Origin of the sequence: Brevibacillus sp. (assembly GCF_003521185.1) — a bacterium.
Taxonomy (GTDB): Bacteria; Bacillota; Bacilli; order Brevibacillales; family Brevibacillaceae; genus Brevibacillus; species Brevibacillus parabrevis.
This window is the reverse complement of sequence record NZ_DOTK01000058.1, coordinates 1-15,940: the sequence shown is the minus strand read 5'-3', so window position 1 is coordinate 15,940 and position 15,940 is coordinate 1. Positions and strand designations below refer to the sequence as shown.

General features: G+C 52.2%; 16 protein-coding genes and 1 pseudogene. 3 read left to right on the top strand and 14 right to left on the bottom strand.

Translation table 11 applies throughout. The annotated features are described in order from the left end of the window. Window positions 1-79 precede the first annotated feature (79 nt). The 4 genes from DEP07_RS17995 to DEP07_RS17980 form a co-directional block, all read right to left on the bottom strand. Window positions 80-1,033 carry an ABC transporter substrate-binding protein gene (locus DEP07_RS17995; protein WP_173597357.1) on the bottom strand — a complete coding sequence of 318 codons (954 nt, stop codon included), beginning with the start codon at window positions 1,031-1,033 and terminating at the stop codon, window positions 80-82. Between the two features lie 205 nt (window positions 1,034-1,238). Continuing rightward, a complete protein-coding gene (locus DEP07_RS17990) occupies window positions 1,239-2,171 on the bottom strand; it encodes a CsxC family protein (protein WP_287102831.1) in 933 nt (310 codons plus the stop codon). 294 nt (window positions 2,172-2,465) lie between these two features. Next, complete coding sequence (locus DEP07_RS17985) at window positions 2,466-3,452, bottom strand: hypothetical protein (protein WP_287102830.1); 987 nt, start codon at window positions 3,450-3,452, stop codon at window positions 2,466-2,468. 164 nt (window positions 3,453-3,616) lie between these two features. Next, the gene (locus DEP07_RS17980) at window positions 3,617-4,270 is read right to left on the bottom strand and encodes a helix-turn-helix transcriptional regulator (protein ID WP_287102829.1); all 654 of its coding nucleotides are present in this window, start codon (window positions 4,268-4,270) and stop codon (window positions 3,617-3,619) included. A 339-nt stretch (window positions 4,271-4,609) separates the two neighbouring features. Here DEP07_RS17980 and DEP07_RS17975 point away from each other — a divergent pair, with 339 nt between their 5' ends. Further along, window positions 4,610-5,353, top strand: a complete 744-nt coding sequence (locus DEP07_RS17975; protein WP_122966828.1) for an EAL domain-containing protein — start codon at window positions 4,610-4,612, stop codon at window positions 5,351-5,353. Between the two features lie 68 nt (window positions 5,354-5,421). Here DEP07_RS17975 and DEP07_RS17970 read toward each other — a convergent pair whose 3' ends face one another. The 6 genes and pseudogenes from DEP07_RS17970 to DEP07_RS17945 form a co-directional block, all read right to left on the bottom strand. After that, entirely contained in the window at window positions 5,422-5,616 is a 195-nt protein-coding gene (locus DEP07_RS17970) for a hypothetical protein (RefSeq protein ID WP_242771410.1), read from the bottom strand. Between the two features lie 7 nt (window positions 5,617-5,623). Further along, entirely contained in the window at window positions 5,624-6,031 is a 408-nt protein-coding gene (locus tag DEP07_RS17965; protein ID WP_122966830.1) for a hypothetical protein, read from the bottom strand. A gap of 117 nt (window positions 6,032-6,148) precedes the next feature. Next, entirely contained in the window at window positions 6,149-7,132 is a 984-nt protein-coding gene (locus DEP07_RS17960; RefSeq protein ID WP_122966831.1) for an ABC transporter substrate-binding protein, read from the bottom strand. Window positions 7,133-7,245: 113 nt separating this feature from the next. After that, window positions 7,246-8,880 (bottom strand): helix-turn-helix domain-containing protein, encoded by a 1,635-nt coding sequence (locus DEP07_RS17955; protein WP_287102828.1) that lies wholly within the window; start codon window positions 8,878-8,880, stop codon window positions 7,246-7,248. Between the two features lie 125 nt (window positions 8,881-9,005). Beyond that, the gene (locus DEP07_RS17950) at window positions 9,006-10,958 is read right to left on the bottom strand and encodes an AraC family transcriptional regulator (protein WP_287102827.1); all 1,953 of its coding nucleotides are present in this window, start codon (window positions 10,956-10,958) and stop codon (window positions 9,006-9,008) included. Between the two features lie 210 nt (window positions 10,959-11,168). After that, a pseudogene (locus DEP07_RS17945) lies at window positions 11,169-11,288 on the bottom strand (small, acid-soluble spore protein, alpha/beta type); the annotation flags it as partial. Between the two features lie 160 nt (window positions 11,289-11,448). On the opposite strand from DEP07_RS17945, the gene DEP07_RS17940 reads away from it, so the two are divergent. Further along, window positions 11,449-11,874, top strand: coding sequence for a VOC family protein (locus DEP07_RS17940; RefSeq protein WP_173597363.1), 426 nt, complete (start codon window positions 11,449-11,451; stop codon window positions 11,872-11,874). Between the two features lie 8 nt (window positions 11,875-11,882). On the opposite strand, the gene DEP07_RS17935 is transcribed toward DEP07_RS17940, so the two are convergent. The 4 genes from DEP07_RS17935 to DEP07_RS17920 form a co-directional block, all read right to left on the bottom strand. Next, a complete protein-coding gene (locus DEP07_RS17935) occupies window positions 11,883-12,170 on the bottom strand; it encodes a hypothetical protein (RefSeq protein WP_122966836.1) in 288 nt (95 codons plus the stop codon). A 13-nt stretch (window positions 12,171-12,183) separates the two neighbouring features. Continuing rightward, a complete protein-coding gene (locus tag DEP07_RS17930) occupies window positions 12,184-12,717 on the bottom strand; it encodes a hypothetical protein (RefSeq protein WP_122966837.1) in 534 nt (177 codons plus the stop codon). 115 nt (window positions 12,718-12,832) lie between these two features. Further along, the gene (locus tag DEP07_RS17925; protein WP_122966838.1) at window positions 12,833-13,291 is read right to left on the bottom strand and encodes a GreA/GreB family elongation factor; all 459 of its coding nucleotides are present in this window, start codon (window positions 13,289-13,291) and stop codon (window positions 12,833-12,835) included. Between the two features lie 166 nt (window positions 13,292-13,457). Beyond that, window positions 13,458-15,233, bottom strand: a complete 1,776-nt coding sequence (locus DEP07_RS17920; RefSeq protein ID WP_233454177.1) for a putative bifunctional diguanylate cyclase/phosphodiesterase — start codon at window positions 15,231-15,233, stop codon at window positions 13,458-13,460. Window positions 15,234-15,683: 450 nt separating this feature from the next. On the opposite strand from DEP07_RS17920, the gene DEP07_RS17915 reads away from it, so the two are divergent. Next, window positions 15,684-15,940: GNAT family N-acetyltransferase (locus DEP07_RS17915; protein WP_441299849.1), on the top strand; the 257-nt coding region annotated here is incomplete at its 3' end.

Genomic DNA, 15,940 nt, shown 5'->3' with positions numbered 1-15,940 from the left:
CATGCCGGAGCAAAAAACGGTACGGATTGGAACATGGTACACGCCATGGCTGTTAGTCCCGCCTGCTTTGCGGCTACTGCTACTGCTTCTGTCCGTGCACCTGCACGATCTGGTTGCCCAGCTTGTCCAACAATTGCATCCGGCCGATGGCTGTGTAGGAATAGTTGTAATTGTCTACGTTGCTGATTTTGTACACATTGCCTTTTTGCACCGCTTCCAAACTTTTCCACACCTTGCTGTCGCTCAGTTTGTTTTCGCTGTTTTCCATCAGTAACAAATGCTGTGGATGGAGGGCAGACAGCGCTTCCAGACTGATTTCGATTCCGCCCCAATGCTCCGGCGCAGGGATGCCCTCCGCTCGCTTGAGTCCCAAGTCGCTGTAGATCAGCTCGGCTGCTCCCGTTGACGAATAAATGACCAGATTTTGCGGATACGTTTCGACCACGACAAATGTTTCGTCTTTGAGAATCGGGCCGAGCTTTTGCTTCCATTCCGCTGTTTTTTTCGCATATTCGCTCAGCCACTGTTCCTTTTTCGGCTGCTGTTCAAACGTGTCTGCCAAAAAGTCCAACCGCTTGCGCCACTCGTAGTACGGGTGGGGAATTTTGATCGTCGGAGCCATTTTGGATAGCTGCTCGTACAAATTTTCGTTGAACAGCGGCCCCAATAAAATCAAGTCTGGCTCAACGGCCATGACGGCTTCCAGGCTGATCGGTTCGGCGTACCAACCGAGGTTGACTGTCTCTTTAGCCAGCCGCTCTTTGATCGTCGGAGAAAATTCGGCGCGGTTGCCATAGTCGATATTGCCCGTCGCGACAGGCTCCATCCCCAGCAAAAGCAGCTCCTCCGTCGACCCGGACAAATCGGCAATGCGTTTCGGCTGCAACGGGATGCTAACCTTCTCGCCCCCGGGATTTACGATTTCTTTTCGGGCGGCATTCCCCGCAGCCCCATGACCGCCTGCCTCCGGGCTGGCGCAACCAGCCAGCAAGAACAGGCATGTGAGCGTTGCCATAACATGTACGAGCTTCATCTGTCTCTCCACTCCCTGGACGAACTGTTTTTACTCGCGACAAGCAGCGAAGTGCCGCCTCCGCGAGCCAAACATACTTTCTCATACCCGGAGCGTGGCGCGACAGTCAAATCGGGAGCCGGAGAAGACAAAAGCGGATTTTTGTTCTGTACAAACCAAAGACACCAACGGATGCGTCAGTGTCTTTACGTTTCTTGGCTGGCGGTTATTTGCAAGGGTAGTGCGGCGGTTTTGGCGGATTGATCACAGGCAAGGGAACTTGCTGATCTTGCAAAACTTTCAGCCCAAGATTGAGAACAATTTTTTCGCGTACGTGTGAAAAAGCATGCTCGTTGCATTTGACTTTACGCAAATCTTGCCCGATGTCCAGCTCGGTGAACTCGGAAAAGACCAGCTCACAGTACGGTTTTTCGTTGTAAAATTGGCGGTTGCCAAATAGCCCCATGTTCAACTGTGCTGCTGTGCCTGTCTTGTTGCCCAGCTCGCCGGAAGAGGTGAAATCGGGGATGAGCTGCAAGGATGGGCCAGATGTAGGGAACGTAATTCCTACGCAAAAGTCGAACGGAATCAGCGCGCTGATGTGGCGAATATCCCCGCATACGGCACTGCCCGAAACGTGGTCTGCTGTGGCATACTCAAGGTTTTTGCGGATGAAGCCGCTTCCGAACAGTTTGGCCGCGTACGGATTGAATGTCGGAACCAGCTCGCATTGCTCAAGAATGACGCTTTTCCACGCCCGGATGATTTCCAGCGCAGGTTTTTCCAATTGAATATCTGCTTCGACACAAACTACGACCGAGAGTTCTGCCAGGGTGACAGGCACTTTGATCGTTTTCGGAAAAGTAGTCGCTTCTGTGCTGGAGCCAAATACGCGTACATTATCCACGCCGCAGGAATGGCCAGGCTTGCTGTGGCAATGATCCTTGTCATGCTTGTCTTTGTCCTTGTGGTCGTGGTCGCATTTGTACTCATGCTTGTGCTCGTGTTTGTGCTTATGTTCGTGTTTATGCTCATGCTTGTGCTTGTCTTTGCATTCATGTTTGTCTTTGTGATCGTGTTTGCCATGCTTGTCGTGTTTGTCGTCGCAATGGTATTCAACCCGGAACTTGCAGTCTTTTGAATCGTCGTGTTTTCCCATTTGATTGATCGCCTCCTTTATCAGAGCATTGTCTTTCTCTTCATCATATGGCCTGGCCTTGGCAAACGACTTGGCTGTTGCCGAGCGTGATATACCCATTTTTTGCCTTTTGGAGCCGGCTTGTGATCGGATTGCTTGGGAGTTTTGGTTAACTAGGCAACTATTTGCTCAGCGATACTCCCTATGTACGAAAGACAAGCCGTGCACTTGCTGCTGCCAGCAAAGGGAAAAGCGGACTGGCTCCCTGCGCTTGCCGATCTGGCCTGCTGACCATGGCGAAGAAAAGCCGTCACGTCAGTCTTGGCCTACGTACCTGAGCGGAATCAGTTGTTTGCGGAACCACCAAATTCGCCCGCTGACGATCGCCACCCCGTTGTACTCGCTTGTGCCGGCTCCTTTTTTCATGAATGGCTCGGACATGAGGCTCGCCTTCCAATCGCCTGTTTCGATCCAGCTTTCCGTGCTGGCAAGCGGGCTGTTGTCGGGAAATGCTCCCGCTCCCTGCTTTTCCGAGGCAACTGGCGGGCGCAAAACCGTTGATGTAAAAGGCAGGCGCAGCGTCTCATGGGCGACTTTTCCCGCTTCGCTTGTCGTGCCAACGACGGTCAGCTCAAAATCTCCGCGCACCCAGACCACCCGCCCATTGCTCTCATGGCGCGTCTCCTGCACATCCAGCGAGATTTTCGGATGGATTTCCAGCCATTCCTGCTGCCAGTGGGCATGAATCGGGTGCACCCAGTTCACTTCCCACGCTTCTTCCAGAATCGAAACTTGCACATACGCATTTTCTCCCTGCTCGGTGTACGCTACATCCGCGAAAACAACCTGGCTGCTGCTGCCTGCGTTTGCCGCAGTCCCGGTTTCCTGTTGACCCCGTACTGGCGCTGTGACTGCGCTGCTGTCCGCCATGCGCAAAGGCTCGCTCGCAAGCAAGCTCGATGAATCGAGGTGCGGCAACTCTTCGAGAGGATCGGGAGCTGCCAGCGGCGTCCGTATTTTCGGCGGCTTGATGGGCGCTGTTTTTTTCCCGAAAGCTTTTCCAACCTTTCGCGCTTGGCGGGAAACGTCACTTGCAACGGGGCTTTGACTTTTGCTTTTCGCTGGAAGCTGGCGCTTGGGCCGCGGTGCTTCGTATTTGTCGCCAGCCATGTCCTGCTTTGGCATGGATTGTTTGACACGCAAAAAGTTTTGCTGGTGGCTTTTTGGAGCGCGCCGCAGCTCTAGATGGTTTAAAAAGGGCGTTTTTCGCGCAGGTGTCCGCCTGGGTTGGGGCATAGCCATGTTTTCACCTCCTCTCCTTCTTGGTTGGCTCGCAAGTATGCTTCGCGTTTTTCGCTTTTTCGCCTTGCTATATCCATACGCCCGAGCTTTCGCTTGGGGAATAGTCGTCTGTCCTTTTCTGCCGCTGCCAACGCAAAAACTCATGCCTAATTTGGCATGAGCTTTCAAGTCTGTTGCTTTTTCGTCAAAAGGTAGCGGCAGCACGTCCCTCCTTCTGCGATGCATTCTGTCCGGTCTACTTTCGCGTCGTTGAACAGCGAAGCGAACAAGCTCCATTCGCACTGGCACGCTTGGGGAAACTCGCTCGCTACTCTCGCGATCGGGCAATTCGTTTCGATAAACGAGTAGACCCCGTCCGCCTTTTGCTCCAGCTTGACCATATAGCCGTCTGCATCCTGTAGCTTCGCTAACGTGTCAAGCCGCTCCTCGAACGATTGGCCTGCCATCTGCTCGCGATATTTTTGCTGGATGCGCTTCATCCTGCGTTCGAACAGCATCGCCACATGCGATTGGCCAAACAGCTCCTCCACATTTTCCATCAGCTCTGTCACCCACTCATCGTAGTGCGTGGGAAACAATCGCTCGGACGCTGGCGTCAATTTGTACACAAAGACTGGGCGCCCAATCTGTCTGCGCATGATGCTTGCCTCTACGTAATGCTCTCTATGTAAAAGATCCAAATGCTTGCGTACCGCGACCTTGGTCATTTGCAAGTGCTCCGCCAATTGCTGGACATCGACGGTCCCTTGCTTTTTCATGTACACCAACAGCTTTTGCCGGGTTGTCTGTTCGCGTGCCATCGCCATCCTGTTGCTCACGCTGTAACGCTTTCCGTTGTTTTTACGCCCAGGCACCGCCGTTCCCGTAGTTCGCAAACATACGACCGTTTTGGCAAAAGGAAAGCTCTCATTGGAAAATCCCTCCTGTTCGGATTGATGACAAGGACAGTTTACAAGAAGCAACGCGTTTTGTACATATACAAATATGTTTCCTTTGGTAAAAATAATTGCCGAACCGCCATTTGTATTGTAGAATGAGCTAAATTCCATTTTTTCCAAGTGAAAAAATCTTTCTCGGAGGAAAAACTCGGCTCCTCCATCGCTCCGCACGTTTGCACGGAGCCATGTCGATTCGCGATCAGGAGGGGAAAACGATTCATGGCTGAGTCAATGAAGCCGTCCACCTATTACGCTGCTTATCAGCCGCTCGTGGAGCTTGCGAACGGACAATGCTTCGGATACGAAGCGCTTCTGCGGTGCGCATCGAAGCAATCGCCTGAGCAGCTTTTTCAGGCGGCGCGTCAAGCTGGTCAGTTGTACGAATTGGATACCGCCGCCATGCGCGGTGCTGTTTCATCTTATTTTGCGGAAATGCCTGCGGGGCGAAATGCGCCGTACTTGTTTGTCAATCTCTTTCCGTCTACCTTGCTGAATCCGCTCTTTCCACCTTTTTTGGACGAGCTTCTGGCTGCGTTTCCGGGCATCGCTCGCCGAATTGTACTGGAGATCAATGAAGCGGCCGAGGAAGACAAGATGTGGGATGTCCGACTGCTCGGCCAGAAAATCCGCGAGTTGCGCGCGTACGGCTTTTTGATCGCACTGGATGACGTAGGCTCGGGTGCAGCATCTTTGCGCAAAATCGTCGAATACGAGCCGGACGTGGTCAAGCTCGACCGCTATTTCGGCAGCCAGCTTGCCCACCATCCGAACAAGCAAAAGCTTGTCTCGCTGTTTGTTGATTTTTGTTTGGGGCAGTCGCAGTTGGTGCTGGAAGGGCTGGAGGAGCTTGATGATCTGGCGGCGGCAAAAGCTCTGGGGGTTCCTGTCGGGCAAGGCTTTTTGCTCGGGCGGCCCCGCTCGCTTGACCAGGCGGAGATGATAGGGAGCAATGCTGCGGTGTGAAGGAATGGAAAAGGGAAAGGGAAAGCCCGCTGCCTGATGATCGGCGGCGGGCTTGACGGCGGAAGATGTCATGTGTCGCGATTATTTTCCTCCAGTTTTCGCAGCATGGACTCGATATTTCGCAATTCCATCTGCTCGCTTTCGTGGCGAAGATCAGCGTATTCGTACAGTCCTGTCATTTTGATTTTCCCTGCCGCAAAGAACGATTGAATCCGTCTTGCTTCTTCCTGGAGCAGTGCGCGCTGACGGTAACTGATCGTCAACTGCCCCTCATTCGGAGCCTGAAATCTCGGCTGTTGCCCGAACAAACACACCCTCGCTCTTTTCCCATGCAATCTGTTCTTTTGGGTCAACGTCCTTGATGGCAAACAGCTTTGTCCCTTTTTCCAAGTAGTTGGAGGCAATCGCTGCTTGCGCTGTTTGCTCGTCTCCTTCAAAAGCGTACTTCGCTTCTACGCTACCGATTTGTTCTCCAAGCTTTTCTTTGTCGATCCATTGCTCTTCGTTTTCATCATCGGCGATGACATACAAGCGATCTTCGACTTTCACAAAAGGATAGGGCCAGCTTGCGATTGCGCTTGTTGTGTTTGCGGAATCCGTCGTTGGGGAGTGGTTCGCACAGGCTGAAAGCAGGAAAGCGGAAAGGATCAGCCCTACTACGATCGCAGCTTTGCTCATTTCATCTGCTCCTTCCCCAAGCAATAAAAAAAGTGGGCGAATCTATCATATCACCCACGCGCTTCATTTGGAAAATATTTCATTTTGAACACAACAAGCTTCGCTGTATCGAATCTATCATTTCTGCGCTTTCTTCTCGCCAAGTCTCTCTTGCAGCATGCTCGCCACTTCTTTCACCTGCGCCTGCACCGCGATTGGATCATACGGCCAGAAGCGATCCGGGTTCAGCTTGAAAATGCGATTGTTCTTCACCGCATCGAGCGAGGCCCAGACAGGCGAGCTTTCATCGAACTCGGCTCCGCCAGATATGTCGAGAAAAATATAATCCCCGGCATACGCAGCGATTTTCTCGGTCGAGACACTTTGCGCGTCCACTTTTTTCTGAATCAGATCGGTGCGCACGCTCTCCGGAGGTGTCAAGCCGAGCTGCTGGTAAATCGCCTGGCCGCCCCGGTTCACACCATCGCCGTATATGTAAAACTCCTTGTCGAACGGCCCCATGATCGAAAAGGTTGTCCCTGCCGGAACCAATCCCGCGATCGAAGCTTTTGCCTGCTTCACGTCCTCGTCAAATGCGGCCAGCCGGTTGTCTGCTTCCTGCTCCTTGCCGAGCAGCTGGCCGAACGCTTTCATTTCTTCATGCACCTCATGGTAGGTGCCATAAGGGATGACGATTGTCGGCGCGATTTTGCGATATTGCTCGTTCAGCTTTTCATCCCCGCCAACCGTCACAATCAGGTCAGGATTCAGCGCCAAAATTTTCTCGACCGAACCGCCATCGATCTGTCCGATATCCGCAATCCCTGCGGCCAAATCCTTGACATGCGGACTTTCGATTTCCCAGTACGGCGCTCCTACTGGTTTGACGCCAAATGCGAGAAATTGCGCCAAGTACCCTTGTGTGACGATTCGCTGCGGATTCGCTGGTATTTCGACATCCCCATGGACGGTTTTCACAATCCTGGTCTCTGGCTTAACTACTGGCGTCTCCTCTTGTTTTCCTGCATTCGGGACCGAATCTGCCGTACCGCAACCATGCAACATCACGGTCAGCCAAAGCAGGACGATCCCCCAGCCGATATCGTTTCTGCGCTTTTGCATATGCTCGTTCCTTTCTGATGATGTTGAGAATGATTCTCACAAACATCTTCATCGTACCTCGCCCCCTCTCTGCTGTCTATTTCCATTCGTGACATTTTCGTCATGGACAATGGTTACCTGCTTGCCAGGACAAGCGCTGTTGCTGCCAGCAGCTTGTCGACCATGATCCCGCGTTGTTTTTCCAAGGCGCGCGCGTCATTGCACCAAAAGTCTTCCAATGGCAAAGGGTACAGGCGGTGGCGTCCCGTTTTCAGCAATTCGCGCCAGCATGCTCGCGACCGGAAATGGTCGGTCAAAGCAAGATCGTCGCCCCCTTGCTCGCGGGGAATGACCACAAACATATGATCCGCGGCATAATCGGCGAGCTGCTCTTCCCGGATCAGCTTGTGGGCTTGTGGCCGCAAGACTTCATCGGCAATTTTCGGCGGAGGGGTCAGCTTCAAGCTGCTGTACAAGTTGTACGTTCCCCTGGTCGTCTGATTCCAGATGCAGATCGTGTTGTCTTCCCACAGCTCGTACAGCCCCACCGTTTCCTCCGGCTGGATCACGCCAGCGAGCTTGGCAGCCAAAGCCTCCGCCCGCGCCGTATAATGTTGCAGCCACGCCTCTGCTTCCTGCTCTTTGCCTGTCAATTTTCCGCAAAGCCGCACCGTTTCCAAGCGATCCAGCCGATCCCACGGGAGGACGAGCACAGGCGCGATCTGTTCCAGCCTGCGCAATTGCTCCAATTGATCGGGCACGTAATACAAATAATCCGGTGCAAGCACCATATCCGGCGATAGTTGCTCCCATTCCGCCACGCTCTGTATTTCTTCGACATTCCGCACCCCGTCCAGCTCCGCTGCAATCAACGGCGAGCTTTCCCACGGCGCAAACCGGGCAGCGATCGGTTTGATTCCGAGCGCGAGCAAGTCACCTGCAAACTGCAGGGCAACGATGCGCTGCGGCTTTGGCATCCGCCGATACGCGCTGGGGGAAGTGCCGATCACTTGCTTGAATTTGCGGCTCAAGTAAAAACCGTCTGCGTAGCCGACTTTCTCCGCGATTTCCTGAAGCGTCGCCTCGCTTGTCAGCAGATGCAGCTTTGCCCGATCGAGCCTGACCCGCGTCAAATGCTCGGAAAAGCTGTGCCCGACCAGCTTTTGAAACTGACGCGAGAAATAGCTGGCGTCATAGCCTGACAGTTCCGCCAGCTGGGTACGGGTCAAGTTTTGGTCGTAATAGCGGTTCGTGAAGTCGAGGACATCGTGCATCGGATTTGCCGGATTGGCTGTTTGTGTCGACACAGCCCTGGCAAACAGGTCAAGCAGCTCGGCAAGCAGCCCGTGCTGACTTGCCTGATCGCTTGGATTACCGGAAGCGTTCGCGTTGCTTTTCACTAACTGCTCGACGATCGTAAAAGCCCGGAGCGGCAACGAGCCAACGCCCGCAACAGAGCCATGTGCCGGGAAGATGCTGTGATCGACGAGATACGTCAGCTTGTCGATCGTTTCTTCCTCCAGACGGTATCCTTGAAAAAAGAGGAGAAACAGCGAGTCGACAGCCTGTTTCGCCCGTTTCATTTCGATGCGCTCGTTCGGGTGAACGAAAGCAAGCTGGCCTTTTGCCACCTCCTGCCACTGTTCCCCTATTCGCAGCTGTACCGGAGTGTCCGCCCAAATAAACAGTGGATAAGTTGGTACGAATGCTTGTCCGTTTTCGTTCAAGGAACAGCTCTCTGCTTTTTTCACGACATACAGCCGCTTCATCTTCTCTCCTCCTCTTGCGGTGTGGCAACATACTAGCCTCTCTCTGACGAATGCGCGAAAAGCTGCCCCAAGGTCTGGCAGAGCCTGGCGACAGCTTTTCACTAGCCTATGAATTTGCAAAACGATTATTTTTTCGCCGCTTTCAACAAACTGTCGACGATGAAATCAAGCTGCTTGTCCAGCGAGTAAATATCGTTGTAGTACGACAAGCCGAAGTCGATCTCGATCAGCCTGCCTTCCTTGATCGCCGGGATGCTGTTCCACACTTTGTTATCGGACAAGTCGACCATTCCTTCATACGCCGAACGGAACACAAAGTCACCCGCATATTGGGGCAGCACCTCAAACGAAACGCTTTCTGCTGTCGCTTCCCCAGATGGCTTGTCCAGTTTTGCCTGCACAATAGCCGGGGCTTTCATTCCCAAGTATTCGTAGACGATTTGCGAGCCGCGCCCGTAGTCTTTGCTGCTGACTACGGACATATTGCCTTTTCCGCCCTCCATGATGCTCACCGTCTTGTCCAAAATGCCTGCTTCCCCCAACTTTTTCTTGCTCTCCGCTACTTTTGCGTGGAAGTCGGACAGCAGTTTCTTCGATTCGCCCTCCTTGCCCAGCACTTCGCCGAGCTTTTGCAGACGTTCTTCCACTGTCATGCGGTCAAACGGGATATACACAGTCGGTGCGACCCTTTCCATCATTTGGTAAATTTTCTCGGAAGGAGCAATGATCAGATCGGGATCAAGCGCCAAAACCGCCTCCGGATTGGGCTCGAACCAAGTTCCGAGCGTCTGGACACCCTCCAGCTCTTTTTCAAAAGCGGCTCCTTTCTGGACGTCAGAGATGCCGACTGGCTTTACGTTCAACGCGAGCACGTCTCCAAGCAAGTAAAAGACGACCACGCGCTGGGGATTGACTGGGATCTCCACGTCACCTTTGGCCGTAGAGACGATTTTTGTTGCCGGCTTTGCGCTTGGCTGGTTCGAGGTCGAAGCTGACGCTGCTGAGTTCACCTGCGGCTGTTCCGCACCCGGATTGGCCGTGCTTGTAGTAGTCGGTGCAGAGCAAGCGCCGAGGATCAGAGTCAGGCACACAAACAGGATGGTTGCCAAAGAAGATTTGTTGCTGTAGCGCATAGGTATGAATGTTCCCCCTTTATCGTGACGATGATGATAACCATTATCACTATAAACGCGGCTTCTACCTGCCTCAATGTCATATCGCGCCATTTTCGATGTCTCATCGCGCCTTGCCTGTTCCGTGCGATACCGGATCGGCGATGCTCCCGTGTACCGTTTGAACATTTTCGCAAAATAGTACCGATCCGGATAGCCGATCTCTTCGGCAATGTCCTGCAAACTGGCTTCTGTGCGCCTGAGCAGCTCCTTCGCTTTTTCCATCCGCAGCGAAATCATGTACTCGATCGGACTGCTGCCCGTCCGCTGCTTAAACAGTCTCGACAAATGGCGCGGACTGCTGTCCAACAGCTCGGCGAGCACTTCGAGCGAGAGCGGTTGGGCATAGTTTTCCTGGATATATCCGAGCGCCTGAGCAGCCAAATCATTCGGCTTACGCGACAACGGTGGGTTGTGCATCTGCCGCAAAAGCTCGTAGACCACTTGATAAAAAAGCGCCCGCACATGAAAATGCTCCAGTCCGTTCCGTTTCTCCCATTCTTCGTGCATCAGCTGAATGTTTTGCAACAGACACACCGCTTTTTCCGGGAGAAAGCCGTAAGCAGCATCAAACGGCCTCTGCCGCTCCAGCATGGCGATCAGCTCCTGGTTCATCGGCAAAGGGAGCAGCGCTCTGTAGTAGATCACATAATATTCGAAAACGTCCTCCAGCGGACAAATCTGCAGCCTGGCGCCTTTTCCGCCGTGGAGCATGTAAAAGCGCTGGGCCGGATGCTTCTGTCCATCGAGCCAAATCTCGGCTCTCCCTTTGGTCGCAAATAAAAAGCTGCTGGCCGGAAGCTGCCAGGCACGGCTTGCCTCTTCCCGAAACAAGGCCAAGTAACGAACGTCCAATATTTTCAGAGAAGCATGGTTCCAAAGCACAAATGATTCACTGACCCGCATCGCAGCTGCTCACTCCTTCAACCTGTTTGCGATACGCCGCTAGCTGGCTGTATTTGGCTTCATTATATATGAAAATGGTTCTCATTATCAACGGTTGCCCGCTGCCTTCGCTTTCCCCTTCACCTGTTGCCCAAACAGAAAAAGCGATCCCCTCAGCCAGTGTGCCAGCTTGCGAGATCGCCTTTTTCCGTATGTGATGTTGGAAGGAAGCTACGGGCGGAACAGTTGCTGCTCGGCGAATTGCACGAGCCGCTTGGTCATTTCGCCACCGACCGAACCGTTTTGACGCGATGTTGTCTCGGCACCCAAAACGACACCAAACTCGGCTGCACAAGCGGGTACAACCACCAAAACAGAAAAAACAGCAGGACAACGATAGGTATAACAATCATGATATCTGTTCCTCCTGTGCGTCCTCCACGTATATTTGCCAGCAAACGACCCCATCCTAAAAGATGGTTGGAAAAATTATGTAGAGAGGATATGAATTATGCCGATACACGCTTACCTTAACTTCAATGGAAACTGCCGGGAAGCTGTCCTGTTTTACGCGCAAGTTTTCGGCACGGAACCCCCGCAAATCATGACCTTTGGCGATACGCCGCCCGATCCGAACTTCCAGATGCCGGAAGAGGCGAAAAACCGCGTCATGCATACGCACCTCGTCCTCGCTGGCAGCCGGGTGATGTTTTCCGACGTCTTTCCAGGAATGCCGTATGTCGCTGGGACAAACATCAGCCTGGCGATCATCAGCAAAAATCTCGACGAGCTGAAAGGCTACTTCGCCAAGCTAAAAGAAGGCGGCACCGTCCGCATGGAGCTGCAAGAAACGTTTTGGAGCAAATGCTACGGAAGTGTCGTCGACAAATTCGGGATCGAGTGGCAGTTCAATTACGAAGATTGCCCGACGGAGTAGACAGAGGATCAAGCTTTATCCTCTGTCTCTTTTTTGGCAATCGCGCCAAACGCCACGCGGGAAGATAGCTCCTTCACATTCAACTCACCATAGGCATTGATTACATCCGGCACATACTCCTTTGTCAACTGCATCGCCTTGAAAATCTGCTCTTTTTCTTCTGTGGAAAAGTGTATCACGCTTTCCCCGCACAGCTCGCAAAAAAGCTGCCAGCCAAGCTCTGTCTGCTTCAAGCTATGCAGCAAATCATACTCTCCAGCGCAGTTGCAAGCAGGGCACGCCGCTCGAAACGCCATCGCTTTACCCTCCTTATTTCAGTTGAGAGATCATCTCGATCAGCCGGGAAACAGGATCAACGATTTCCTCGTTTTCTTGCGCGACTCTCTCGAAGGTCGGCACTGCTTCTTGCAAAAGCAGATAGCTGTAGTAATAGTAGCTGGAAAACGGCAACTCGGCATATCCCGCCGGCTCTTCTTCCCAGGCTTCCTCGTCCTCCTCTTCATCCTCCGGCCATAAATACGCCTCGTCCAAAAGCATCGTCATATCCGGAACATGGACAGCATCCGCGAGTGGATGCCCTTCCAGCGCCTCCACCACCGCTTTGTACAGCACGATTTCGTTCAAGCTTACCTCGCTTGGCTGCTTTGTTTTCAACTGCTGCAACAAAACAGACAAAACCCATGGCGTAACTTGCCATAGCGTACCCTGATGCTCAATGAGCTGGCCGATTTCGCCGTAAGCGCCCTGCTCGATCAAGGCAGGCAGCTCTGTTCCTCTCCCGTAAGGCGTGGTCAAGCGTTGCCATGGAATTTGCACGCCCTCTTTGTTTGCTTCTGTTGTCATCTGATCCCTTTCCTCCCTCATCATCGAAAATGATCTTCCCTCATTAGAAAAGAAAAGACACTAACCGAGACGTTAGCGCCTTTCCTCTTCACTTTTCAAGCTGTTTTCACGCCGTCTACTGTGCTGAAAAATCACTCATATATGTAAAGCTTATCTCCCGCACATGCACCTGCTGCTTGCCGACCGGGCTCTCCAGAACAACGGAATCCCGCGGAGCAGCCATGAGCAGCTGCCTGCCAATGGGCGACAAGAATGAGATTCTGTTGTTATCCGGATCAATATCTGTGGGATAGACCACAGTGAATGATTCCTCAAAGTCATCCTCTTCAAATAAAACTTTCACGCTGCTGCCGAGCAAAGTAACAGCTTTCAGCGACGTGAACAGCTCGCTGTCGTCTTTGGCGAGCAGTTGTTCCAGCGTCTGCTTGTAGCGCTGGATCATTTCGTCTACCGTTTGTTTTTCTTTTCCATAATCGCGCACATAATGGTCAAAAAAGAGCGAATATTGCTCATCGAAAAAAACAAGCTGGTTGATCAAATGTTTTCTCGTACCTTGCAAAATACTAGGGTTCATAATAAATGTCACCCCCCAGTTGTTTTTCATAGACGAGTTTGATGAACGCTTGGTTCTCCCTCATGGAAAATACCTCCTTAGAAAAATAGCCCCCGAAGGGACTCAAGTTTATTGTATCAGGAATTGCAAGATGATTCCATTCCATGCATCCTGTGGAAAGTCGTCTTTACAAAAGCGTTTGTCTGTAAGGGACGAAAAAAGTCTCCTCGACTTCGGTTGCCGGCAATGGTCGGCTGAAGTAATAGCCTTGGATTTCCTTGCAAGCATTTTCCGTGAGAAAATCCAGTTGGCCCTTGGTTTCGATTCCTTCCGCGATGACGTCCATATTCAAATGCTTCGCCATCGAGATAATCGTGGCGACAATCGCCTGGTCGCTCGTATTTTGCGTGATGTCGGTAATGAACGAGCGATCGATCTTGAGTTTGTGAATCGGCAGCAATTTCAAATAGCTGAGGGAGCTGTATCCCGTTCCAAAGTCGTCCAGACTGATCTTGACGCCAAAGTCGTTCAGCTTGTTGAGAATTTCCGTGGACAAATCCGCGTCCATCATCATGCTCTCGGTAATTTCCAGCTCCAAATACTTCGCTTCCAGCCCGGTTTCCTGCAAAATATCGCGGATGTATTCCACCAGATTCGCTTGATGGAACTGGCGCGAGGACAAATTGACCGATACGGGAATCAGCGGGCCTCCTGCGGAATGCCACTTTTTCATTTGCTTGCACGCTTCTCTGAGCGTCCATGTCCCGATATCGTAAATCAGTCCGGTTTCTTCTGCCACTGGAATGAAGATGCCTGGCGACAGCATGCCCTTCGTCGGGTGATTCCAGCGAACCAACGCCTCTACCCCGATAATTTCATTGCTCGACGCACGTACTTGCGGCTGGTAGTACAAAATAAATTCATTTTGCTTGACGGCTTTGCGCAAATCGCTTTCCAGCTCGATCCGCAAGAGCAACTGGTTGTCCAGTTCATTCGAGAAAAACTGAAAGCCGTTTTTGCCGTTTTTCTTCACCTCGTACATGGCGGTGTCGGCATTTTTCAATAGCTGCTCCACGCCCGTTCCGTGATCGGGATAGACGGCGATCCCGATGCTGGCTGAGACGTAGTAATCATTGCTTTGCAGACGATACGGAATCTCGATCTCTTTGACGACTTGCGTGGCCAACTCGGCAAACGCCTGATCAGACTGCACATTTTTGCAAATCAGGGTGAACTCGTCTCCGCCCATCCGTGCGATGACAACGTCGAATCCTGCCGTGCTTTTGCGAATCCGGTTGCTCACCTCTTGCAAAAAGCGGTCTCCGTAGGTGTGCCCGAGAGAGTCATTGATCATTTTGAAGCGGTCGATATCCAGCACGAGAACAGCAAAACGGGAGTCGGCCTCCGCACTTTGGTCGATTGTTTCCTGGAGGGATTGGTGCAGCATTCTCCGGTTCGGCAATCCGGTCAAATCGTCATGGAGCGCCTGGTATTCAATAATGACTTTTGCCCGCTGTTCTTCCTCGCGCGTCTGTTTCTCGTACGCTTCCAGCACGAGTTGTTGTTCAAAGCTGAGCAGCTTCGTCACCGCTTGTGCGAGGGCGGGGCAGTCGGGATGCGTGTCTTTCAAGTCATCGACGATTCGCAGCAAGGCACTGAGCAGATTTTGAAAAGATCCCATATACCACTTCGGCGGCAGCCCGATTTTTTGGTGAACCATGGCAATCCGCATCCGTTTTTCGATAAACGCCTCATCAATGTAGCCGTCGAACATCTCGATCAGATGGTTGGACAGCGTTTGACGAAGGCGGTTCACTGTCGTATGGCTGGTGATGATTTCTTTGAGCGAATCGACATGAAGGATCGCTTCATAAAAAGAAGCTGTGATGTGCTCAATTTGTGCCACGACCAAAGGACGCAGCCCTGCGATCAGCTCCAGGTCCCTTTGCGTCAAATTGATCATATTCATTTGCGCCAAAACTTCTGGATTCCCCTCTAAAGAGATGCGGGAAAAATCGTCGTGTGAGAAATGCTCCATTCCACAAAACTCCTTTGCTGCCTGAACCATATCATTTCTGGACTCATGCCGTATTGTCTTGCCTATCTTTTCGACACCATTCAACAAATTCCTCCCGATTTCTTCCCATGTTTATCCATTCGTGGAACTAGATTGTTACAAAATGACAAAAATAAAAAGAAATCAGCAAAATGGCGTGCAGACTTCTTTTTAACGGGTTCCGTATGGGAGTAGAAAATTGAAATGAACAAATAAAACAGCATGCTCTTTTCGTTTCTATATTCAAACAAATTCAGGGTATAATTGGAGCTGTAACGAACGCAATCATAAAACTCCGAAGGACTTTTATAAAATAAGCAAATTATGTAACTTTTAACAGAGAAGGGAGATTACACCATGCCAGATGAGATCACCGTGCACCCCGTCGCTTGGCCACCTGCTCCGATCAAGACCGAGCGGCTCCTGCTCCGCCAGTCCGAGGCCAGGGACCGGGCGGCGCTGATCGACCTGTTCGCCTCACCAGAGGTGGGAGCCTATGTCGGCGGCTCCCGACCGCGCGACGAGCTTGAGCGCGCGCTGCCTGAGGTGCCTGGGCAGCGCTTCGGCTTCTTCGTGGTCGAGCGCAACGGAACAACGATTGGCATGATCACGCT